Source organism: Enterobacter cloacae complex sp.6700776 (assembly GCF_048284255.1).
Classification (GTDB): Bacteria; Pseudomonadota; Gammaproteobacteria; order Enterobacterales; family Enterobacteriaceae; genus Enterobacter; species Enterobacter intestinihominis.
Genome location: NZ_JBLVYK010000028.1, coordinates 1 through 21,823 on the forward strand (window position 1 = coordinate 1; position 21,823 = coordinate 21,823).

14 protein-coding genes are annotated in these 21,823 nt (G+C 56.1%); 3 read left to right on the forward strand and 11 right to left on the reverse strand.

Annotated features, from left to right (window positions below):
* Positions 1-133: 133 nt before the first annotated feature.
* The 9 genes from ACNQ0T_RS22110 to bcsR all read right to left on the reverse strand — a co-directional run bounded on the left by ACNQ0T_RS22110 (position 134) and on the right by bcsR (position 15,994).
* Entirely contained in the window at positions 134-1,624 is a 1,491-nt protein-coding gene (locus tag ACNQ0T_RS22110; RefSeq protein WP_022649723.1) for a M16 family metallopeptidase, read from the reverse strand.
* A gap of 221 nt (positions 1,625-1,845) precedes the next feature.
* Positions 1,846-3,132: a C4-dicarboxylate transporter DctC gene (gene dctA / locus ACNQ0T_RS22115; RefSeq protein WP_022649724.1), complete on the reverse strand. Its 1,287-nt coding sequence runs from the start codon at positions 3,130-3,132 to the stop codon at positions 1,846-1,848.
* Between the two features lie 159 nt (positions 3,133-3,291).
* The gene (hmsP, locus tag ACNQ0T_RS22120) at positions 3,292-5,298 is read right to left on the reverse strand and encodes a biofilm formation regulator HmsP (RefSeq protein WP_417930376.1); all 2,007 of its coding nucleotides are present in this window, start codon (positions 5,296-5,298) and stop codon (positions 3,292-3,294) included.
* Positions 5,299-5,418: 120 nt separating this feature from the next.
* Positions 5,419-8,901, reverse strand: a complete 3,483-nt coding sequence (gene bcsC, locus ACNQ0T_RS22125) for a cellulose synthase complex outer membrane protein BcsC (protein ID WP_417930377.1) — start codon at positions 8,899-8,901, stop codon at positions 5,419-5,421.
* Positions 8,883-9,989, reverse strand: coding sequence for a cellulose synthase complex periplasmic endoglucanase BcsZ (bcsZ, locus tag ACNQ0T_RS22130; RefSeq protein ID WP_022649727.1), 1,107 nt, complete (start codon positions 9,987-9,989; stop codon positions 8,883-8,885). Before bcsZ ends, bcsC begins: the two co-directional genes overlap by 19 nt.
* A gap of 6 nt (positions 9,990-9,995) precedes the next feature.
* Positions 9,996-12,419 carry a cellulose biosynthesis cyclic di-GMP-binding regulatory protein BcsB gene (bcsB, locus tag ACNQ0T_RS22135; RefSeq protein WP_417930378.1) on the reverse strand — a complete coding sequence of 808 codons (2,424 nt, stop codon included), beginning with the start codon at positions 12,417-12,419 and terminating at the stop codon, positions 9,996-9,998.
* Between the two features lie 10 nt (positions 12,420-12,429).
* Positions 12,430-15,045, reverse strand: coding sequence for a UDP-forming cellulose synthase catalytic subunit (bcsA, locus tag ACNQ0T_RS22140; RefSeq protein ID WP_023298842.1), 2,616 nt, complete (start codon positions 15,043-15,045; stop codon positions 12,430-12,432).
* On the reverse strand, positions 15,042-15,794 hold the full coding sequence (bcsQ, locus tag ACNQ0T_RS22145; RefSeq protein ID WP_023307157.1) for a cellulose biosynthesis protein BcsQ: 753 nt from the start codon (positions 15,792-15,794) through the stop codon (positions 15,042-15,044). The genes bcsA and bcsQ overlap by 4 nt, the downstream gene beginning before the upstream one ends.
* An 11-nt stretch (positions 15,795-15,805) precedes the next feature.
* Positions 15,806-15,994 carry a cellulose biosynthesis protein BcsR gene (bcsR, locus tag ACNQ0T_RS22150; RefSeq protein WP_022649731.1) on the reverse strand — a complete coding sequence of 63 codons (189 nt, stop codon included), beginning with the start codon at positions 15,992-15,994 and terminating at the stop codon, positions 15,806-15,808.
* A 174-nt stretch (positions 15,995-16,168) separates the two neighbouring features.
* Here bcsR and bcsE point away from each other — a divergent pair, with 174 nt between their 5' ends.
* Genes bcsE through bcsG form a run of 3 tightly spaced genes read left to right on the forward strand, consistent with a single transcriptional unit; the run spans position 16,169 to position 19,594 of the window.
* The gene (gene bcsE, locus ACNQ0T_RS22155) at positions 16,169-17,731 is read left to right on the forward strand and encodes a cellulose biosynthesis c-di-GMP-binding protein BcsE (RefSeq protein ID WP_022649732.1); all 1,563 of its coding nucleotides are present in this window, start codon (positions 16,169-16,171) and stop codon (positions 17,729-17,731) included.
* Positions 17,728-17,922 carry a cellulose biosynthesis protein BcsF gene (gene bcsF, locus ACNQ0T_RS22160; protein WP_022649733.1) on the forward strand — a complete coding sequence of 65 codons (195 nt, stop codon included), beginning with the start codon at positions 17,728-17,730 and terminating at the stop codon, positions 17,920-17,922. The genes bcsE and bcsF overlap by 4 nt, the downstream gene beginning before the upstream one ends.
* On the forward strand, positions 17,915-19,594 hold the full coding sequence (bcsG, locus tag ACNQ0T_RS22165; protein WP_317579367.1) for a cellulose biosynthesis protein BcsG: 1,680 nt from the start codon (positions 17,915-17,917) through the stop codon (positions 19,592-19,594). Before bcsF ends, bcsG begins: the two co-directional genes overlap by 8 nt.
* A 33-nt stretch (positions 19,595-19,627) precedes the next feature.
* Here bcsG and birA read toward each other — a convergent pair whose 3' ends face one another.
* Together birA and murB are read right to left on the reverse strand one after the other, a co-directional pair.
* Positions 19,628-20,590, reverse strand: coding sequence for a bifunctional biotin--[acetyl-CoA-carboxylase] ligase/biotin operon repressor BirA (birA, locus tag ACNQ0T_RS22170; protein ID WP_003861169.1), 963 nt, complete (start codon positions 20,588-20,590; stop codon positions 19,628-19,630).
* Positions 20,587-21,615 carry a UDP-N-acetylmuramate dehydrogenase gene (murB, locus tag ACNQ0T_RS22175; protein WP_022649735.1) on the reverse strand — a complete coding sequence of 343 codons (1,029 nt, stop codon included), beginning with the start codon at positions 21,613-21,615 and terminating at the stop codon, positions 20,587-20,589. Before murB ends, birA begins: the two co-directional genes overlap by 4 nt.
* Positions 21,616-21,823 lie beyond the last annotated feature (208 nt).

Consider the following 21,823-nt stretch of genomic DNA (forward strand, 5'->3'; position numbering starts at 1 on the left):
CGGCCGGAAGGCAAACGCCTCAGCGATTTACAGCCGGACCAGGGCATCGCTGACAGCCCTCAGTCATTTAGAAAGCAACTTTATTGCTTCTGCATAAAATCCCTCAGCCCACAGGGAGAGGGAACGCAGGGCCTTACTGGCCCTGCGGAATATCGCTCGCATCCTGGTGCAAATCATCGGCCGCCGCCTGTACTGGCTGCGACGGCGTCGCCATGATGGCGTTCCAGGTGGCCTTTAACTCTTTCATGTCATATTCCGGCTCACCTTTCGGCTGCAACAGAATCAACGCCATATCCTGAGACAGCTGCTGCCGCAGATCCTGATTCAGCATCTCCACGGTCAGACCGTTCAGGAAATCCTGACGCAATTTCTGATACTGCTCCGGCGCGATATCCACGACCTGATTCTGTAAGGAGCGAATGCGCTGGCTGATTAAGATATCGGTATCGGCGCGGGCATAGGTGGCAAACAGTTTCTGCAATTCGAGGGATTTCTGCGCCACCAGGGCGTTAAATTCCTCTTCAGACAGGCCCTCTTTACGCACTTTAGCCAGCTCTTTCGCCACCACGCCGAGATTGGCATTCAGCTTATCACCCGGCGATTCGACGTTAATGGCGCACTGGGCGCGCTGGAACAGCACGCGGCAGTCAAAGCCCAGACCAATGTCTTTCACGTTGTTCTTGCTGAGCGTCTGCTGAACATGCCAGAACAGCGCTTCACGCGCCAGGTCCGCACGCCAGTAACGCAACAGCGCCGAGGACTCGCGGATCGGCTGCCAGGCGGTATCCCACATCATCGAAAGACGATCCTGACGCACGGTATCCGTCATGATACTGACCGTCTCAGGACGCAGCGGGGACAAAGTAGGAACAGGGGCGGGCGTTTCACGCTTCCCTTTTAGATCGCCAAAGGCTTTGTTGATCTGCTCTATCACCGCACGGCTGTCCACGTTGCCCACTACAATGAGGGTCATGGCATCCGGGGTGTACCACTGCTGGTAGAAAGATTTCACCTGCTCTGGATCCACCGGCTGTTTCAGCGGTTCTGCCGGGTCGTGTCCAAGCAGCGTGGACCCTTTCAGGCGGTAGCGCCACCAGCCTTCTTTGGTATCCGTCGGCCAGGTCGCCACCATGTCGCTGTTGCTCAACGCATAGTTTACGGTCTCAGGCGTAATCGCCAGTTTGCCGGTCGCATCAGAAAGATAGGTAAGCGCTTCTTTAAGCAGATCGTTACGGTTGTTGGGCAGGCTCAGATTAAACATGGTGTAGTCATAGGAGACCACAGCCGGGGGCAGCGGGCGTTTAGGATCGATGGCCTGTTGCCATAAAGAACGCACCTGAACCGCCTGCAAACTGCCGCTCTGGGTGAGCGCCAGTCGAGGAATAAAATGGCTTAAGCCGGTCTGCTGGGTGCTTTCAGTGAGGGAGCCGGTATTCACAGCCAGACGAATTTCAATGCGATCGCTCGGACGTTGCGGAGTGGATAACACCTGCCACTGGAATCCGTTCGCCAGTGTTCCCTGTTGCCAGGCCGGGTCTGGCTGGAGCGCATCTGCCTGCACATAACTGGCTGCTGCCATCATCAGCAAACCGCCGGTTAAGAGTCGAATTTTTGTGCCCTGCATGTGAACCCCTGATCAACATTCCTGGTTAAAGAGAGTGTCTCGCGACGTGAGCACTCAAAGATGACGATGAAAACCTTCCGATTAGACAGCGTGTTCGGCTAAACGTCACGGGCGGAAGCGAAATATACCCAAAAAAATTTTGTCGAAATATGACAGGTATGAGCGGTTATTATGCGCAGGTGCCCGCATCCCCACAAGGGAATACGGGCATTTATGAGGGATTAAGAGGATAAACCGGGGGTTTTGTCCTCAGATGTGCGATTATTCAGCGTATCGTTAAGTTTCTTGTGATCCAGCTCTTTTACCCACTTCGCCACCACAACCGTCGCCACACCATTACCAATCAGGTTGGTTAACGCGCGGGCTTCAGACATAAAGCGGTCGATACCGAGGATCAGGGCCAAACCCGCCACCGGCAGATGTCCAACCGCTGAGATAGTGGCCGCCAGCACGATAAATCCGCTACCCGTTACGCCCGCCGCCCCTTTCGAGGAGAGCAGGAGGACGACCAGCAGCGTAATCTGATGGAAGATATCCATGTGGCTGTTGGTGGCCTGAGCAATAAAGACCGCCGCCATCGTCAGGTAAATCGAGGTGCCGTCCAGGTTAAAGGAGTAGCCCGTAGGAATAACCAGCCCCACCACTGACTTACGGCAGCCCAGCTTTTCCATTTTATCGAGCATACGCGGCAGCGCGGACTCAGAAGAGGATGTGCCGAGGACAATCAGCAGCTCTTCACGAATGTAACGGATAAATTTGAAGATGCTGAAGCCGGTCGCACGAGCGATGGAGCCGAGCACCACCACCACAAACAGAATACAGGTGATGTAGAAGCAGATAATCAGCTGGCCAAGCTGTACCAGCGTGCCGACGCCGTATTTCCCGATGGTGAAGGCCATCGCGCCAAAGGCACCAATCGGGGCCAGACGCATAATCATGTTGATGATGCCGAAGATAACCTGCGAGAAGCTTTCAATGACGTTAAAAATCAGCTGACCTTTGCTGCCAAGACGGTGCAGGGCAAAGCCAAACAGCACGGCAAACAGCAGTACCTGGAGGATGTTTCCGCTGGCGAACGCGCCAATCACGCTGCTCGGGATCACGTCCAGCAGGAAGGCAACAATCCCCTGATCTTTCGCCTGTTCAGCGTAAACCGCCACCGCTTTCGCATCCAGCGTGGCCGGGTCAACGTTCATGCCCGCGCCAGGCTGTACCACGTTGACAATAATCAGGCCGATAATCAGCGCGATCGTACTGACAATCTCGAAGTACAGCAGGGCAACCGCCCCCGTACGCCCGACCGCCTTCATGCTTTCCATGCCAGCGATACCGGTCACCACGGTACAGAAGATGACCGGCGCGATGATCATTTTGATGAGCTTAACGAACGCGTCGCCAAGCGGTTTCATTTGCGCGCCCAGCTCCGGGTAGTAGTGACCGAGCAAAATACCGATGGCGATGGCTGTCAGGACCTGGAAGTAAAGACTTTTGAAGAGTGAGGTTTTCATAGGGTGTCCCTGGAAAGAATAACTACAGGCTTTGTAAGGTTATGGTTAACCTGCGGCTTTAAAATAACACCCACATAACAGGACAGAAATAAACGGGGTTCAAATTTGAAACACAAATGTTAAGAACTTTGAGCTGGCTCGCACAAGCCAGCAACAAAATTACACTTTTGCGTTATTGCCATCGTCGGCGAGATAGCGTCGCTCAAAGGTATCCGTCGGCACGGCGCGGCCAAACAGGAAGCCCTGACCGCTCTCCACACCCGCCGCAGCCAGCCACTCGCGCTGGGCTTCGGCCTCAATACCTTCGGCAGTCACGTGCAGGTTCAGGCTGTGCGCCATCTGGATAATGGCCTGCACCAGGCTGCAATCCTCCGGCAGCCCTTTCACAAAGGTTTTGTCGATTTTCAGGACGTCCACCGGCAGGGTTTTCATGTGCTGGAGCTGACGCAGGCCGGAATACCCCATACCAAAATCGTCCAGCGCAATGCGGATCCCGGCATTACGCAGCGGTTTCAGAATGGCGACAGCGTCGTCAGGATTGTCAATACAACGGCTCTCGGTGACTTCCAGGATCAACGTGTGGGGCTGGATGCGGTAGCGATGGATCAACTCGAGCATATCCGGCACCATAGTCGGGTGCATCAGCTGTAGCGCAGAAAGATTCACCGACAGCGGCAGCGTGATGCCCCGTTGTTGCCAGGCCGCAAGCTGGCGGCACGACTCTTCCAGCACCCAGTATCCGACGGTGACCATCAGGCCGCAGGACTCGATACGTTCGATCATCCCCTCAGGCAGCTCCCACGTGCCGTCCGGCTGCTGCATGCGCAGCAACGCTTCGGCGCTGGTCACTTCACCCGTGCGCAAATCCACCTGCGGCTGTAGCCAGAGCGCAAACTGGCGATTGTCCATCGCCGTCAGAATGTCGCTCTCTTCCGTCAGGCGCTGCTGGGCTTTTTCCATTTGCTCCGGATCAAAGAACTGGATCTGGTTTTTGCCTTTTCGGCGCGCGGTAAACGCTGCTGAGAAAGCCCGACGGTATAACTGCTCGGCGGTCAGACCACCGTAGTACATTGCGATACCAATGCTGGCACTTGGGCGAAGCTGGATACCCTGAATGGGTAGCCGCTCATTTATGACAGTGAGTACTTGCTGACCTAACGTAATAGCGTGCCACGGCTCTTTTACACCGTGCGCAATCACCACCAGGTCATAGCCGCTGACCTGGGTAAGTACCATGCGCGGCGCCAGCACAGATTTGATTTTTTCCACCAGCGTCAGTAATAGCATCTCGCGCTGGCTCTCTTTCAGCACGCCCGTCGTGTCCTGCAAGGTCTCGCAGGCAATCACCATCAGCGCGGTGGTCTGCTGGCGAGCGATGGTCTGCTCCAGCAGGGCCATTAAAAACGCTTTGTTTGGCAGGTCGGAAACCGGGAAACGGGTGGCGTTATTACTTACCTCTTCCTGCTGACGCAGGACACGCTGCTGGTTGATATTGTAACTGCGGACCAGCATGCCGATTTCATCGTCGTGATGCAGACGCGGCAAGGGAAGCTGATGCCCCATGTGCTCCTGCGGAGAGAGGTCATTCAGCTCCCGGGCTATGCGGCGCAACGGATGCACAATTAACCGGTTGATGCACCACGTCAGCGCCACGCTCAACATTAAGGTCAAAAGTAAGTAAGTAGTCACTAACGTAGCAACCCAACTCATGACGAATTTATACATGCGGTACGAGTCCGCCTGTAGTACCAGATAGGCCAGCGGCTGCGGGTTAGCCGGTCTTTCCAGGGAATAGAGAGGCAGGGAAATCTGCACCGGCAGTTCAAACAGGCGCATCACCATCATCGGGACGGGACGCTCCGGGATAAAGCTCATCCGCAGCGCCTGGAACTGGTTCGGCAGCACGACGTCGGCGCGGCTCACGATACCGGCGGGCTGAATGCGCTTCAGGATGGATTCCGCCTCGGGGATATCCCCTTTCAGGATCGAGGCCGACAGGGGTTCCCGCACCGAGCGAGCAATACTTTCCAGTTGCGAAGCCGTGTTATAGCGATTCTGCTGTACGGAATGAAACAGCAAAATGACGCAGAAGATGAAGACAAACAGCATTGTGACGGCAGACACCATCGCCATCTGTTTGATCGTTAAGGAACGGCTGACACGCAAAATGACTCTCCACAAAACTCGAAGCGCAGGGCGCACCAGGGCGTAAACCTGGTGCGCCCGAGTATACCCGATAGCTGCACTTTTAAGAGAGACTTACAATTAGATTAAGCAAAAATCCGATCACCAGTCTGCATAAGGCACCAGCGGTTCCGGCGGTAAGTCCATATCACCCTGCCAGCCTGCGGCAGAATACCGAACATAGAGCAGCGCATGGCTCGGGGTATAGTCTTTCGCTTCCTGAATATCGACGCCCAGACCGACAAACCAGTTGGACGTCACACGGCGTTCAACAATCGCCCTTGCGGTATAACCCGTCCCTGACGAGCTACTTCCGGTTCCCATCACACCTTTATCGGTATAACGGCCTGGCTCATTGTCCGGTATCAGCCCCTGCAACGGATAACGCATCACATCTTTTGTTTTTGAATGGGACCATGAGACGGAACCGCCCAGTTCCCATGACCAGTTCTCTGTGCGTTTACGCCAGTTCACCGGTAAGGCGAACGACACATACTCCTGGGGACTGTAGTAACCGCCCTGGCCCAGCGAATAGCCACTTAAATCCTTATCGTAATGCCAGAGCATGTTGGACACACCGACCGTCAGACGCTCGTTGTTCTGATTGATAAGCTTGTAGTAATAGCCGGTCATCCAGCGGACCCGCCAGTTATCTTCGACATTCTTCCCGGTGAGGCTGTCGGCACTCAGGCTTGACCAGATCCCGTTAGCTTCGCCTTTGTCGTAGCTCATGCTCACGCCGCCACCGGTAGCACGCACGCCGCCCCAGGTGGTGTCGGTATTGGGATCTTTTTGCCCGGCGAAGGCCAGCACAGAGCTGGAAATCGGACGACGATGGGCGTTCAGGGTGTAGCCAATCGGCCCCAAGTCGTTGCTGTAGCTCAGGCTGCCCACCACATCGACCACGTCGAAGCCCATCGGCGTTGTACCGATGTCCCACGCCCAGGTGTTGTTCTGCCAGCCGACGGCCACGCTGGCGCCGTTGGCCGACTGGTTCGTGCTGCCGTGACATGGCGTTTCGGCGCAGGTACCCCACGTTGGATCGTAGGTTCCATTGTCCGTATCAAAGGAACCGGCGTTCATATTGACCAGATCGCTACGGAAGAACATGCGGCCATCCGATAGCGGCGCATCCACCTGGAGCATAGTGGTGTGCGCTTTCAGGTCGGAATAGCCCCCCGTGCCGCTGGATCCCCAGTAGTCGTGTTGCAGCGTGACGTTCAGATCCTGCTGACGATAAAGATCGCCTGCATCGCTGCGCACGCCGCGCTTCAGCCAGTCATCTTTCTCATCGTTACGCGTGAGCCGCGTAAAGCTGTCGTTATCGGTCGGACGGGTCGTCGTGATGCCCGATGAGACCATCGCATCTTTCCAGGTTTCCAGCGCCTGCTGAGGCTGGCCGTTTTGCGCCTGGAAACGGGCGGCATCACGCATCACCAGCGCGCTTTCCATAGAAGGCGGCTGCGATTTTGCCTGAGGAACAATGGCGTTGAAGGTCTTTTCTGCCGCGGCAGGATCACCCAGACCGGCCTGCGCCATGGCGATCCGGCGCTGCATATTGAGGGAGAGCGGTTCGCCGTTTTGTGCCGCGGGCAGTTTCGCCAGCTCAGCGCGAGCGGCGTCCCTGTTGCCCTGAGCAAGATTGACTTCGGTCAGGCCGAGAATTGCGTCTTCGTTCTGCGGTTCCCGTTGCAGGACGGTGTTGTAGGCGGTTTTCGCGGCCTCGTGATCGCCACGCTGTTCAGCCCAGTCTGCCAGCGTTAAGTCAATACGGGTGGACGGGGGCTGCTGGCGAAGCAGCGCTTCCGCTTCCTGCTCTTTTCCACTGTCGCGCAGGCGGTTGGCGGTTTCCAGCACCTGATTACTTTGCAGGCGGTCCGCCAGCGCCTGGATGTTGCCGTTCCACTTGTCGCGCGGCAGCGTGTTCAGATGCGCCAGCGCGGCCCGGTCCCGATCGTTACCGGACAGGTACAGCCCGCTGGCGTAAACCTGATCCGGATCGCCCGGTTTCTGGCTTGCCAGCTGGCGCATCAGGTTATCCGCCTGGCTGCGCTGACCCGCGCTATACAGATCGCGTGATAGCCGGTAGGTGATCCACACGTCGCCCGGGGAAAGCGCAAGGCGTCGGCGCTGAATTTCTGCGGCCTGCGCATAGTTTCCCTGGCTTTCCAGCTGTGCAGCCTGAGCCGAGAGCTGCTCGTTCGTCAGGCTACGTTCAATATCATCAATGCTGCGGCGCTGGCTGGCAGAGAGCGACTGAATAAACTGCGTCGCCTTCTCCGGAGACTGCTCGCGATAAATATTGGCAAGACCGCGTACCGCGTTGCTGTTGCCGCTGTCCATCCGCAATGCCTGGCGATAATAGCGTTCAGCCGCGTCGTTATCTTTCCGCGCCGCCGCCGCGTCACCCAGCCCCAGGACCGCGTAGCTGTCCGTATTGTCAATGTTGCGCGCCTGCTGATAATAGCGTTCCGCCTGGGCTGTCTTGTTGGCTTTCAGGGCGTTATCACCCTGCTGGATCAGCAGCCAGTATCGGTTAACCTTCAGCAGGCTGTCCCATTTGCCCCGGTTGTCGCTCTGCGGATCGAGGGCGATCGCCTTTTCAAACTGCGCAACCGCGCGGGCGCGATCGCCTTTCTGCGAATAGGCCTGCCCCAGCGCGCCTACGGCTTCACTGTCGGCGTGGTTGGCGCTGACTGCTTTCTGCAACTCCGTTACCGCTTTACTGCCCTGCCCGGCATCCACTGCGGCTAACCCTTCGGCTTTGGCGCGAAACGCCGGATCGGCGAGCTGTTTTTGCTGCGCTTCAAGCTGGGCGCGCGCCGCCGTCACGTTATCGCCATCGCTGAACACGCTCAGGTATTGTTGCAGCGCGGTAACGCTGGCGCTGCTGGCCGGCTGATCTTTGATCTGCTGGTACCACATGTCCGACGCCTGACTGCGGCCATTGTTCGATTTGGCCATCTCCTGTAACACCGCAAACCCTTCATCACGCCGTCCGCTCTGGAACAGAAGCTGCGCCAGCGAAGCCTGTAGCGGGGCGTTGCCCGGACTGCTGGCGTTGATTTTCTTCAGCTGATTAATGGCCAGATTGCGGCGGGCAGGCTCTTTCGCCACCACGTTCCAGTACTCCGTCGCGATGTCGCCGCTGGGCGGATTACCGTCAAACAGTTTGTCATACGCGGCAATAGCTTCCTGCGTGTGCCCGGTGGTGGCGAGCAGACGAGCCTGCTGGAGGGCCTGGCGACCATCCGGCGTGGAGAGCAGCATGGTCGTACGGGAAGACTGGTACGCACTGGAATCGGGTGCCATTCCTTTCAGGCGATCCAGCTCTTTTTGCGCGCCCGCCGTATCCCCCTGTCGTAACAGGTAGCGGAAGCGAGCGGCAATCACGTCCGGGTTGTTGGGGTCGATCAGCTCAAGGCGATAGAGCGACTGGCGCACCAAATCCTCACGCTGGGTGGATTCCCCCAGACGAACCTGTTCCAGCAGCTGTCTCTGCTGCGGGGAGTTGGCGGCCTGGGCCAGGGGCATGAGCGCCAGGCCAAGCGATAAGGCGAGTAGATTTAGTGTGAACGTGCGCATTCCTGGCCCCAATCCGGTAGTAATTCACCTTGCGCGGTGAAACGAAAACGATGCTGATCCCACCCTTGTCCAAAGAGGGTCAGAACGTAGCTGTAATAAGCTTTGTTATCGGGAAAACGATCGGCGACACGCTGGCGTTGCACCGCCTGCGCGTCCCGTTCTTGTAAAAATGGAAGCAGGGAGGCAGAAAACCCTACCGGCCCATCTCCGGTACGTTTCCCGGTCGCTACGTCCACTTTTTCCGGCGGTAAGCCTTGTTTGATTGTGGTGGTCGCCATGGGCTTGAAACGCGCCAGTAGCCGGGCTTTCTGCGGATCGTTATCGTTCATCATCCCTACCCACAGATAGACGCGAATCGCATCGTAACTGCCGATCAGGGTCGTATCCTGCTTCAACTGCCAGCCGCCCTTTTTCTGGTATTTCACCCAGTTCGGGGAAAATCCTTTTGGCGCGGTCTCCAGCAGCAGACGCAGGTTGGTTTCACGGAGCGTTGTCCACGGTGCGCCGAAACGGGTGAAATAGCTCGCAAGCTGCGGCGGTAAGTAGCTGGGGTTGAAGCGCCAGACACTCTCTTCGGCAAAACCGACTTTACCCGGCAGCAGCATAGAACCCAGCCCCGGCACCTTCACCACTTCCTCACTGGCAATGCGCGTCAACAGCGCCTTACCCGTGCGCGTGTAATCGGGATTTTTCCACAGCCGCCCGGCTTCCAGCAGCGACCAGGCAATCCAGATATCGGCATCGGACGCGGAGTTAGGGTCGATAACCGCCCAGGTGTTGTCGTCCTTTTTTCCCCATAGCCACGCCGGGAGATGTTGGGCTAAATCCCCCTCGGCAAGGTTATCGCGCGTCCATGTCAGCAGCAGATCAAACGTCTTGCGATCGTTTGCTGCCAGGGCAAAGAACAGTCCGTAGCTTTGCCCTTCGGAGGTGGTAATTTTGCGCGCGTCACTGGGATCAATGACGCGCCCACTTTCGCTCATATAATCCTGTTTGAACGTCTCCCAGGCAGGCCAGCGACAGGCGGCGTGAAGATTCGCCGCCGTCAGCATCAACGCTGCGACTACACACCCGCGAAAGATTTTCATCACGGCTTACTCATGGTCCGGGTTAAGACGACGACGGCTGATGATTCGCAGCAGACGCCACAATACCCATGCCAGCAATACAACGCTGAGCGCAGCCAGCACGGCCAGCAGCACCGGGTGGTTAGAGAGGGCGTACCACAGGCGTTCGAACCACGGCAGATGACCGACGTAGTAGACATCCCCCACGCGCAGGCTGTTTACCCCCGACTCACGGATCACCGAGACGGAACCGAACATTGCCGCCCGTTTACCGCTGTCGTTCATGGCCGTGTTGAGCAGCTCATAGCCGCGCGGGCTGTCCGCCAGCAGGGCGATCACGCTGCGCTGGTCGTTATACGGAGACTGGAAACCGACAATCGCAGCCATCGGACCCGTTGAGCTTACGGTCGTCCTGATATTGGCCTGGCGATCGCCGCTGTCCGGCATGATGCTCGGGAACTCGGTCTGACGCAGCGGCGTGTTGACCCATGACTGAGCCGCCTGAACCAGCAGATCGACGCGCTTCTCGTCTTTCAGCTTGTCCGGAATGTTGCCGATGACCATGATATCGGCATCTTTGTTCTGGATCTGGCTACCGTCATCCGTCACCGTCACGTTGATAGCCGGTAAGCCGGTTTGCGCCCCGACGGTGCCCATGGTGTCCAGCAGCGTGGCAACCTGGCCTTCGTTGGCCGATTTTGGCATCACGACAATCGATTCAGAGAGATCAGCCATGCGGCTGAACGGGAAACTGGCGTTAGCAAACGCACGCAGATCCGGCATCGCGATAAAGTGGTAATACTTCGAGAAGTCGATTGTGGAATCATCACCAATCACCACGTGGTTTTGCACCGGCTGGAAGGTAATACAGTTTTCCACCGATCCACCCGGCATCGGGTTCATGTACTGGAAGTTAAACCGCAGCTGGTTCACCGCACCGAGCTTCAGCGCCGGGATCGACACATCGGTTTTACCATCCAGCAGCCCCTGCAATACAGGCAGACGAAGCATCAACCGGTTTGTCTCCTGGCTGCTGGTCAGGCTGAAGGATTGCAGGAACTGGTTGTTGAGGCTGATATCCATGCGCGAGCTGTCTTTGGTTACCGGCGCGGTGTAACGGTAGTTCAGGTTGATATCAATACCGTTGGTGCGCAGCAGATAGAGATCCGGCGGCAGGTTCAGCGACAGGCTGACAGGAGAAGGTTCAAGCCCGGTTGACTGCAATTGCTCTTCATAGGTTTTCAGCTCGCCGAAGGTAATCGCGCGGTCGGTGCGGACCCAGTTCGGCGCATCATAAGGCTTACGTGCCAGCAGCGGTTTCACCTCATCCACCACGACGCTATTACCGCGGAACAGGATATTGCCCTGCGCAATGCCTTTTGCCGCCTGCACCAGATCTTTATCATCACGCCCGAAGATCACCAGCAGCTTCACGTACGGATTGTCCGGATGGCTGATCATCTCGATGGTGGGTGCTTTCACCTCCGGATGGTCACGCAGGAAAGCCGGACGTTTGGCGTTGGTGGCAAACACGATCGCGTTTTTGTCCGGCATTTTGTCGTACATGACCGGGAAACTTTGACCACGCCAGCCGGAGCGGGAACCAAACCAGGATGCCACGATAGAGGCCGCCAGCTGTTCGGTCACATCGGGAGAGCCGGCAAAGACCATCGGCAGGTTCAGCGGACGGTTATCACGCGGGTCGAAGAACGGCACCGGGAAGGCGGAGAGATCGTTTTTCAACGCCAGCGGCTGATAGGTCATCTGAAGCGAAGAGTTACGCCCGACATCCAGCCACAGGGTGCTGCTGGCCGGGTTTTCACAGACATCGCGGTAGTGGCCGACAAACTCCAGACGCACGCGGTTAAAGTCGGTGATAAACAGCGGATTAATCGGCACCTGAGCCAGGGTTTTCTTACCCAGTTGCTCTTTGGTGACGGGCAGGACGTCCATCAGCTCGTCATTCAGATAGACCTTAAGCTGGGACTGCACCGGCAGCAGCGACGGCGATGGGGTGTATTCCAGGTTGAGCATCGCTTTCGACACGACTTCATCGCTGCGCATACCGAATTCGATACCGCCATTTGGGTTGATGCCGCGCAGAACCATGCTGCCCGGAGGAGGCGCGATCTGGGCAAACGTCAGCTTAACGTCACGCGACGGCGTATTTTCGGCAACCACCGGCGCACTGGCTCCCGGCACGCCAGGCATGACCTGCCCAACCACCGGGTTGTCGGCGGGCAGCGTATTCCCCGTCGTCGGCTGATTCGGGACGACGTTTTCCGTCTGCCCCGGCGCGGCCGTCACAACCGGATCGGTCGCTTGCGCGACGACAGGCACCGTTGGCGCGGGCGTGGTCGCTGCGTTATCAGGCGCCGCGTTAGCCACTGTTGCAGGGAGTGCACTCATCCCCATTGCCACTGCACATAACCAGGAAAGTTTTGTTTTCATCGCGTTATCATCATTGTTGAGCCATAACCGGGTCCGCCTGCTTCGCTTCATCTCGCTCAGGTCGACGCGGAATGAACGACACGACCCAGGAAACCAGTGAAGTAAGTGACCGGAAAATTAATTTCACCGACGACGGGGCAAATTCTGCAAGGTGACGATAGCCACGGAACCCCAGCTTAAGAATATCCAGCAGGCTTTCCAGAGGCTTATCCTCAGGGAAGCTGTCCTGCCAGAGAGCCCACGTATCCGCGCGGGCAAACGTACACTGCACAAAATCAATGTGTTGCTTTTTGGTCAGCGGCATCAGTTGCAGACCCACTTCATTTCCTCTCACACGCACCACCTGCGTCGGGAAGACATACTCCTGCTGGCCGCGCTTAAGCAATAGGTTGACCTTCTGCCCCTCAAGCACCTTCGCCTGACCGTTGATCTTGATACCCAGACCGCCATCCGAAAAGTCATGTACGGTACAGGAGAAGAGATGTCCATCGTCGCGGGCAATGGCCGCTGGCATGCTGATTTCGACGCGATGCGCGCGGCGAACCTGTTTGCTCTCCACCGATACCGCCACCGCGCCACCGAGGATAATCAGGTTATAAAACACCCACGCCATACTCACGAAGACCGTCAGAATTTCGTTTTCCGGGCCGTAGAAGTAGCGCCAGACCCCAACAATCACGCCCACAATATTCAGCAGCACCAGGAAGATATAGGGCCGGGAGATCACCCAGTCGACATACTCCTCTTCCACCAGCCCGCCCTTCGCGGTGACGTTGAATTTCCCTTTATGCGGGTTAATCAGCGCCACCATGGTTGGCGGCGCGATATACCAGGCCAGCACCGTTTCGTAGATTTCACTCCAGAACGAATGGCGATATTTCCCCTGAATCTTCGAGTTCGTCAGGCTGGCGTGGATCATGTGCGGCAGAACGAACAGGGCAATCATCAGCGCAGGCGCATAGATGATGTAAGCGTGAAGAAGCAGGAACGCCAGCGGCGCAGTGAGGAAGATAAGCCGTGGAATACCCGACAGGAAGTGGAACATGGCGTTGACGTAGCACAGCCGTTGCGCCAGTTTCAGTCCTTTACCCATCAGCGGGTTATCGAGGCGGAAAATTTGCACCATGCCGCGCGCCCAGCGAATACGCTGGCCGATATGCGCCGACAGGGATTCCGTGGCCAGCCCCGCCGCCTGAGGAATGCGCATGTAGGCGGAGGTATAGCCAAGACGGTGCAGACGCAGCGAAGTGTGCGCATCTTCCGTGACCGTCTCGACGGCGATCCCGCCAATTTCATCCAGCGGTTTACGGCGGATCACCGCACAGGAGCCGCAGAAGAACGTTGCGTCCCACATGTCGTTCCCGTCCTGCACCAGGCCATAGAACAGTGTGCCCTCGTTCGGGGTTTTACGAAAACGACCGAGGTTACGTTCAAACGGGTCCGGTGAGAAGAAGTGGTGCGGCGTCTGCATCATCGCCAGCTCTTTCTCCTTCAGGAACCAGCCCATGGTCATTTGCAGGAACGAGCGCGTTGGCACGTGGTCGCAGTCGAAAATAGAGACGAACTCCCCTTTGGCATATTTCAGCGCATTGTTGATGTTACCGGCCTTAGCGTGTTCATGCGTGGTACGGGCGATGTACTCGACCCCTACTTCGTCCGCGAACTGGCGGAACTCGGCGCGGCCACCGTCATCGAGGATCCAGATTTTGATTTTATCCTTCGGCCAGTCGATACCCAGCGCGGCGTAAATGGTGTTTTTCACCACCGACAGGTCTTCGTTGTAGGTCGGCACGAAGAGGTCCACCGTTGGCCACTGGGTCGTGTCTTTTGGCAGCGGCACCGGCTGTCGATTCAGCGGCCAGATAACCTGGAAGTAACCCAGCACCAGCACGATCCAGGCGTAGGTCTCAGCAAACAGCAGCACTAACCCACACACCAGGCTGACCGGATCGTCCCAGTTCAGCGTTGAGGTATATCGCCACCAGATGTAGCGGCAGGAAACGGTCAGCGACAGCACGATCAGCATCAGGGCAGAAAAACGCCCCGGAATGCGCCGCACCAGCAGCGCCACGCCCCACAGCAGGATCAGGAAGGTAAACTGTGCCAGCGGGTTGAAGGGCTGGGTAATACAGACCAGCGCCAGTATGAGCGAGAACACCACCACCACGCCGAGAATAAAACGCCGTAAGCCCGGGTGAAGGTGCCCGAGCTCTTTGTGATTATCTAAATGACCTGTTCTATCGCCAACCCGGTCGGGTAGCCGGTTAAGCCACTGGTGATAGTGTTCACGTAAGTTCTGCACGCGATCGAAGCTGCGCCAGCGTGACGTTTTTTTCTCCGCACCCGTTGAGGTCGCCAGAAGCCAGATGGACTGTATAGCGTAGCGCGCGGGATCGAGCGGACGCGGCTTGTCAGGGTTGATATGCGGATAGAGTTCACCGTGGCGCGCACGAATACGTTGCCAGCGTGGATGTTCGAGGGGGATGAACATCCACGCCAGAATCATCCAGAAGCAGCCCAGCGCAGCGCTCAGCGATGAGGCGCCGTGATGACGGTAATGGCGGTAGCGTTCACTTAAGCGCGAACTGACCGGCGGGATGAGCAACCAGTTGGTCAGGCGGCTCATACTGAACTCCCGGCAGGCTCCGGCCGTTTAGCAAAGTGCAGCAGACACCAGTTGGCCAGCGTCAGGATCTCTTCTGCCGCCAGTGAATCACTACGGTACTCCCCAAGCGGTTGTTTGGAAGCGAGGCACTCCGCCATCGCTTCGTCACGATGAATAACCATTGGCAACAGGCGGCGCTGACTCTGGAGCCAGACCTGGTACAGATCGTCCTGGATCTGGCTGCCAATGCGCAGATCGTTAATCAGAATATGGGCATTGGCAGGCATTGCCTGTTGATGCAGACGGATATGACAATTCGCATCTACGTTCGCAATGGAGAGCACATGGTCGCACTGCGCCAGAAGCTGGCGGGTCAGCGACGCGGCGCCGTGCGGCAGGTCCAGCAGGATCCACTGATAGTGTCCGCTCTCTTTCAGACTCTGCAAAGCGGTGGTGAAGCGAGAGAACAGGCGCTGAAACGCAGCTTCATTCCCGCGTTCGGTTTCCGTCATCTGACCAAAGGGAAGCAAATCGAGCTGGGAGGTATAGCGCAAACCCGCATCCCGCCAGTCTTTATCGTCCAGAAGCGCGCGCCCCCAGCCGTTTTCATGCGTAAAGTCGACATTGAATGACATGCGCAGCAAATTATCGGAGCAGGCATCAATAACCAGTACTGATTCACCTAAAACCTGTAATGACCACGCCAGCGCCGCGGTTACGGAAGTTGTACCCACTCCACCACGGACGCCCTGTAATCCTAGTACGGCCATCAATGGCTTCCTTATTGTTGTTGGGCAAACTCAGCTAATAACGGCCAACGTTTAATAGCCGCAGCCAACTGTTCCCGCTGGGAAATATCGGTGTAATCTATTTCAGGCAATGAAAAAGCCTGCGTGAGCGCCAGAAAATCGTTTTGGAATGTGTAACCCAGGCTTGGGTCGACTGGAGTTGCGGGTTCGTTATTTTGCATTCTTATTTCATCCCTTTGAGTAAAATCATAAGATTCAGATGCAGCGAGGCGTCCTGCCCACGAAATTTCATTTACATGCTAAATCTGATGTTCTTTAATTTCAATGTTAGGTTTATTTCTACGCTTTCGCTAGTAAACTGAGAGACATAGAAATTCGACGAAAAGAGGGACACCGTGGACTCCATATTTTCTATTGGCATCCAGTCATTATGGGACGAATTGCGCCACATGCCAGTCGGAGGAGTCTGGTGGGTTAATACGGATCGTAATGAAGATGCCATCAGTCTGGTAAACCAGACGATAGCGGCGCAGGGTAAGGATTACCGCGTGGCCGTCATTACGATGGGCGATGAGCCAAAGTCAATCATCAGGCTCGAAACTGACCGTGGACCCCAGACAGTACGATTATTTTCCATGCCAGCGGAGGCCGACAGTTTATACTTTTTGCCCCGCGATATTCAGTGCTCTATTGTTCCTGAACACTATTTACTGATTCTTAAATGTTCTCAAAACGGTCTACAAAATATCCCGTCTGAAAAACTGCTGAAATGGCTGGGAAGAATCAGCAGATGGGCAAAAAATCAAAATTGCACCTTATTGGTTGTTAACCCGGGCAGTAATAACGACAAACTTTTTTCACTTTTAATGAGTGAATACCGTTCCCTCTATGGCCTGGCCAGTATTCGTGTCCAGACTGACAGCCATCTTTACGACGTGGCTTTCTGGTGCAATGAAAAAGGGGTGAGCTCCCGACAGCAGCTTACCCTCAAAAATGTCGGGGACGAGTGGCATCTTGCTCAACAGGAAGAGACGGTGGTTCAGCCACGCAGTGATGAAAAGCGCGTTCTGAGTCATATTGCGGTACTGGAAGGTGCGCCTGCACTGTCTGAGCACTGGTCACTGTTCGAAACCAACGAGGCCTTATTTGATGAGGCGCGCACCACGCAGGCGGCGACCATTATCTTCTCGTTGATCCAGAATAACCAAATCGAAACGCTGGCACGGCACATTCACACATTACGTCGCCAGCGCGGCAGCGCGTTAAAAATCGTGGTACGTGAAAATAATACCAGCCTGCGCGCCACCGATGAGCGCTTATTACTGGGCTGCGGCGCGAATATGGTCATTCCCTGGAATGCTCCCCTGTCGCGCTGTCTGACGCTGATCGAAAGCATTCAGGGCCAGCAGTTTAATCGATATGTTCCGGAAGATATCAGCACCCTGCTTTCAATGACGCAGCCGATGAAACTGCGCGGCTACCAGAAATGGGACACCTTCTGCGATGCGGTGGGCAACATGATGAGCAATACGCTTTTACCGGCAGACGGAAAAGGGGTGATGGTTGCCCTGCGTCCTGTGCCGGGCATTCGCGTTGAGCAGGCGCTCACCTTGTGCCGCCCTAATCGTATCGGGGATATCATGACCATTGGCGATAATCGCCTGGTGCTGTTCCTCTCCTTCTGTCGGGTGAACGATCTGGATACCGCCCTGAACCATATCTTCCCGCTGCCTACCGGGGATATTTTCTCGAACCGCATGGTCTGGTTTGAAGATAATTTGATCAGCGCTGAGCTTGTCCAGATGCGAGCCCTGGCACCTGAAAAATGGGCCAAACCGTTGCCTGTAACAAGTGGTGCCAAACCGGTTCTGAACGCGAAACATGATGGGCACGTATGGCGTCGGGTTCCTGAGCCGCTACGCTTAATGGATGAGAACAAGGAGAGCGTTCCATTATGAATATCAGCGATATCATCCAACTGGTTGTTCTGTGCGCGCTGATTTTTTTGCCGCTTGGCTACTATGCACGCCATTCCCTGCGCCGTATTCGCGATACGATCAGATTACTGTTCGTCAAACCTCGCTATATTAAACCCGCCGGAACACTGACTCGCGCTTCAAACGTCAAGGCAAACCGAAAACATGACTAATTCTACCTATACCTCTTCAGCGCCATCGCCACTCTGGCAATACTGGCGCGGTCTGTCCGGCTGGAATTTCTACTTTCTGGTGAAGTTTGGTCTGCTGTGGGCAGGCTATCTTAATTTCCACCCGCTGCTTAATCTGGTGTTTATGGCATTCCTGCTGATGCCAATCCCGAACCTCAGGCTGCACCGTATACGTCACTGGATTGCTATCCCTATCGGTTTCGCCCTGTTCTGGCATGATACCTGGCTACCCGGCCCCGAAAGCATAATGAGCCAGGGTTCCCAGGTCGCAGGTTTCAGTGCGGACTATATGCTCGATCTGGTTGAGCGCTTTATTAACTGGCAGATGATTGGCGCGGTATTTGTCCTGCTGGTTGCCTGGCTGTTCCTGTCTCAGTGGATCCGGGTGACGGTGTTTGTCGTCGCGATTTTGATCTGGCTAAACGTACTGACGCTGACGGGCCCGAGCTTCTCGCTGTGGCCAGCCGGTCAGCCGACGACAACCGTAACCACCACGGGCGGTTCCGCCGCCGCTACCGTCGCGACAGCAGGGGATACGCCTGTGGTTGGGGATATTCCAGCGCAGACGGCGCCGCCGACATCTACGAACCTGAACGCGTGGCTCTCCAGTTTTTACGCTGCGGAAGATAAGCGTCAGACGAAATTCCCGGACGCGCTGCCTGCCGATGCTCAGCCGTTTGAGTTGCTGGTCATTAACATCTGTTCTCTGTCCTGGGCTGACGTTGACGCGGCTGGTTTGATGTCGCACCCGCTGTGGTCGCATTTCGATATTCAGTTCAAAGACTTCAACTCGGCCACGTCGTACAGCGGCCCAGCGGCTATCCGCCTGCTGCGCGCGAGCTGTGGGCAGCCCTCGCATAAGAACCTCTACCAGCCGGCAGCTAACCAGTGTTACCTGTTTGATAACCTGGCAAAACTGGGCTTTACCCAACACCTGATGATGGGCCATAACGGTCAGTTCGGTAACTTCCTGAAAGAAGTGCGTGAACAGGGTGGCATGCAGGCCCCACTGATGGACCAGAAAGGGCTGCCAGTGACGTTACTGGGCTTCGATGGCTCGCCGGTCTATGACGATACCGCCGTACTTCAGCGCTGGTTCGACACCGTCGGTAAAGAGGAAGGGACGCGTAGCGCGACGTTCTATAATACGCTGCCGCTTCACGACGGGAACCATTATCCCGGCGTAAGTAAAACGGCCGATTATAAGGCCCGTGCGCAGAAGTTCTTCGACGAGCTGAACGCGTTCTTCAACGAGCTGGAAAAATCAGGCCGTAAAGTGATGGTGGTGGTGGTCCCGGAACATGGTGGAGCGCTGAAAGGCGACAGGATGCAGGTGTCTGGTCTGCGCGATATCCCAAGCCCGTCCATCACAAACGTTCCGGCCGGGATTAAGTTCTTTGGCATGAAGGCACCGCATCAGGGCGCGCCAGTTGAGATCACCCAGCCAAGCAGCTATCTGGCCATCTCGGAACTGGTTGCTCGCGCTGTAGACGGTAAGCTGTTTGTGGAAGATAGCGTGAACTGGGATCAGCTCACCAGCGGGCTGCCGCAGACGGCGGAGGTATCGGAAAACGCCAATGCGGTGGTGATCCAGTATCAGAATAAGCCTTATGTCCGACTGAATGCCGGGGATTGGGTGCCGTATCCGCAGTGACCTGCTACACCCTCTCCCCTGTGGGGGAGAGGGTTACTCTGCACTTCGTAACGAAATTTCACCGCCCACCCAAGGCTTAATCACGCCATCCTGTTCAAGCAGCAACGCGCCCTGCGCGTCAATGCCGCGTGATGTGCCGTAAATCTCTTTATCCCCAATCAGCAGCTTCACCGGTCGGTTAATAAAGTTATCCAGCTTTTCCCAGCGGGAAAGGAATGGCGCTAACCCCTCTTGTTCAAAGAGCGTCAGCGAACTACGCAACTCATTGATCATGCGGACGGCAAGCGTATTGCGATCGATGGTGATCCCCGCTTCCTGTAGGTTGGTCCAGGCCTGGTTCACGACATCGTTCTGCACGTTTCGCATCACCATGTTCAGCCCCGCCCCAATGACGATCTGTGCGGCATCGCCTGTTTTTCCCGTCAGTTCGACCAGGATCCCCGCCAGCTTTCGATCGTTGAGATACAGATCGTTGGGCCATTTTACCCGCACCTGATCGGCACCCAAATCATGCAGCACCTCTGCCATCACAATGCCGATGACCAGGCTCAGCCCGATGGCCGCAGCTGGCCCCTGTTCAAGCCGCCAGTACATGGAAAGGTATAGGTTGGCGCCAAATGGCGAAAACCACTTACGCCCCCGGCGGCCACGTCCTGCCTGTTGGTACTCGGCAACGCAGGCATCACCGGATTTCAGCTCGCTCAGGCGATCCAGCAGATACTGGTTCGTCGAATCAATGACCGGCAATACCGCGACGTTACCGTGTCCAATCTGGCTGCGGATGATCTCTTCATTCAGTAACTGGATTGGTTCCGGCAGGCTGTAGCCTTTTCCCGGCACCGTAAACACATCTACGCCCCAGTCGCGGAGCGTTTGAATATGTTTATTGATGGCAGCGCGGCTCATGCCCAGCTGTTCGCCCAGCTGCTCGCCAGAATGAAACTCGCCATCAGCAAGAATACCGATGAGAGTTAACGGAATAGTATTGTCCTTCACGCAATGGTCTCCACGGCATTCACTTCGCCCGTTCGGCCAATAAAGCGAACTTCAGGCTCCAGCCAGACGTTAAATTTTTCGCCCACACGCTGGCGAACATGATGCGCCAGGTTGACGACATCCTCACTTGTCGCGTTGGACTGATTGATCAGCACCAGTGCCTGCTGACGATGAACAGCAGCGCCACCGAGCGTAGTACCTTTTAATTCACATTGATCGATAAGCCAGCCTGCGGCCAGCTTCACGCTGCCATCCGCCTGAGGATAATGCGGGGCCGTTGGCCAGCCAGCGAGAAACGCTTTCGCATTTTCGCTGCCGATCACCGGATTTTTGAAGAAACTGCCCGCATTTCCGTTAACTTTCGGGTCCGGTAGCTTGGTCATTCGCATGTGGCAAACGGAATCAAAAACCTCACGCGGTGTGACGGTAGCCGGATCGAGACGGGCCAGATCGCCGTAAGTCAGAACGGGTTTCCATGCTTTCGGCAGACGCAGGCCAACGGCCACAATGACAAAACGATCCTGATAGTCGTGCTTGAAAATGCTGTCGCGATAGCCAAAACGGCACTGCTCTGCGGTTAAGCGTTGAGCATTTCCCGTAGCCAGTTCGATGCAGTCGACATATTCGCAGACGTTTTTCAGTTCGATGCCGTAGGCACCGATGTTTTGAATAGGAGATGATCCTGCACAGCCCGGGATGAGGGCCAGGTTTTCCAGTCCGGGCATCCCTTTTTCAAGGGTATATTGCACCAGATGGTGCCAGTTTTCGCCAGCACCCACGTGTAAATGCCAGCTGTCAGCGCTCTCTTTACGCTCAATCCCCATGATGCGATTAACGATTACCGTCCCCGCAAAATCATCGAGAAACAGGACATTACTTCCTTCGCCCAGAATAAGTACGGGTTCACCGTTTTCTGTTGCGTTTTGCCAGGCATTCAGCAACTGCTGAGCACTGTCGGCACGTACAATTTGATTAGCATTCCGTTGAATACCAAAGGTATTCCAGGGCTTAAGGGAGTGATTCATAGACGCTATCCTGATGCAAAAACCGGGATAGTTTACCGTATATACGAAGGGATGGGTGATTAGTTTATGGAAAGGAAGCAGGTGCAGAAACGCAAAAAGGCCATCCTTTCGGATGGCCTCTTCACTTGTTTGATGCCTGGCAGTTCCCTACTCTCACATGGGGAGACCCCACACTACCATCGGCGCTACGGCGTTTCACTTCTGAGTT

Coding starts and splice junctions, on each gene's coding strand:
- bcsQ (WP_023307157.1), bottom strand. CDS start 15,794: ATGGCCGTACTAGGATTACAGGGCGTCCGTGGTGGAGTGGGTACAACT.
- bcsC (WP_417930377.1), bottom strand. CDS start 8,901: ATGCGCACGTTCACACTAAATCTACTCGCCTTATCGCTTGGCCTGGCG.
- bcsG (WP_317579367.1), top strand. CDS start 17,915: ATGACTAATTCTACCTATACCTCTTCAGCGCCATCGCCACTCTGGCAA.
- ACNQ0T_RS22110 (WP_022649723.1), bottom strand. CDS start 1,624: ATGCAGGGCACAAAAATTCGACTCTTAACCGGCGGTTTGCTGATGATG.
- bcsB (WP_417930378.1), bottom strand. CDS start 12,419: ATGAAAACAAAACTTTCCTGGTTATGTGCAGTGGCAATGGGGATGAGT.
- murB (WP_022649735.1), bottom strand. CDS start 21,615: ATGAATCACTCCCTTAAGCCCTGGAATACCTTTGGTATTCAACGGAAT.
- bcsA (WP_023298842.1), bottom strand. CDS start 15,045: ATGAGCCGCCTGACCAACTGGTTGCTCATCCCGCCGGTCAGTTCGCGC.
- bcsZ (WP_022649727.1), bottom strand. CDS start 9,989: ATGAAAATCTTTCGCGGGTGTGTAGTCGCAGCGTTGATGCTGACGGCG.
- dctA (WP_022649724.1), bottom strand. CDS start 3,132: ATGAAAACCTCACTCTTCAAAAGTCTTTACTTCCAGGTCCTGACAGCC.
- bcsF (WP_022649733.1), top strand. CDS start 17,728: ATGAATATCAGCGATATCATCCAACTGGTTGTTCTGTGCGCGCTGATT.
- bcsR (WP_022649731.1), bottom strand. CDS start 15,994: ATGCAAAATAACGAACCCGCAACTCCAGTCGACCCAAGCCTGGGTTAC.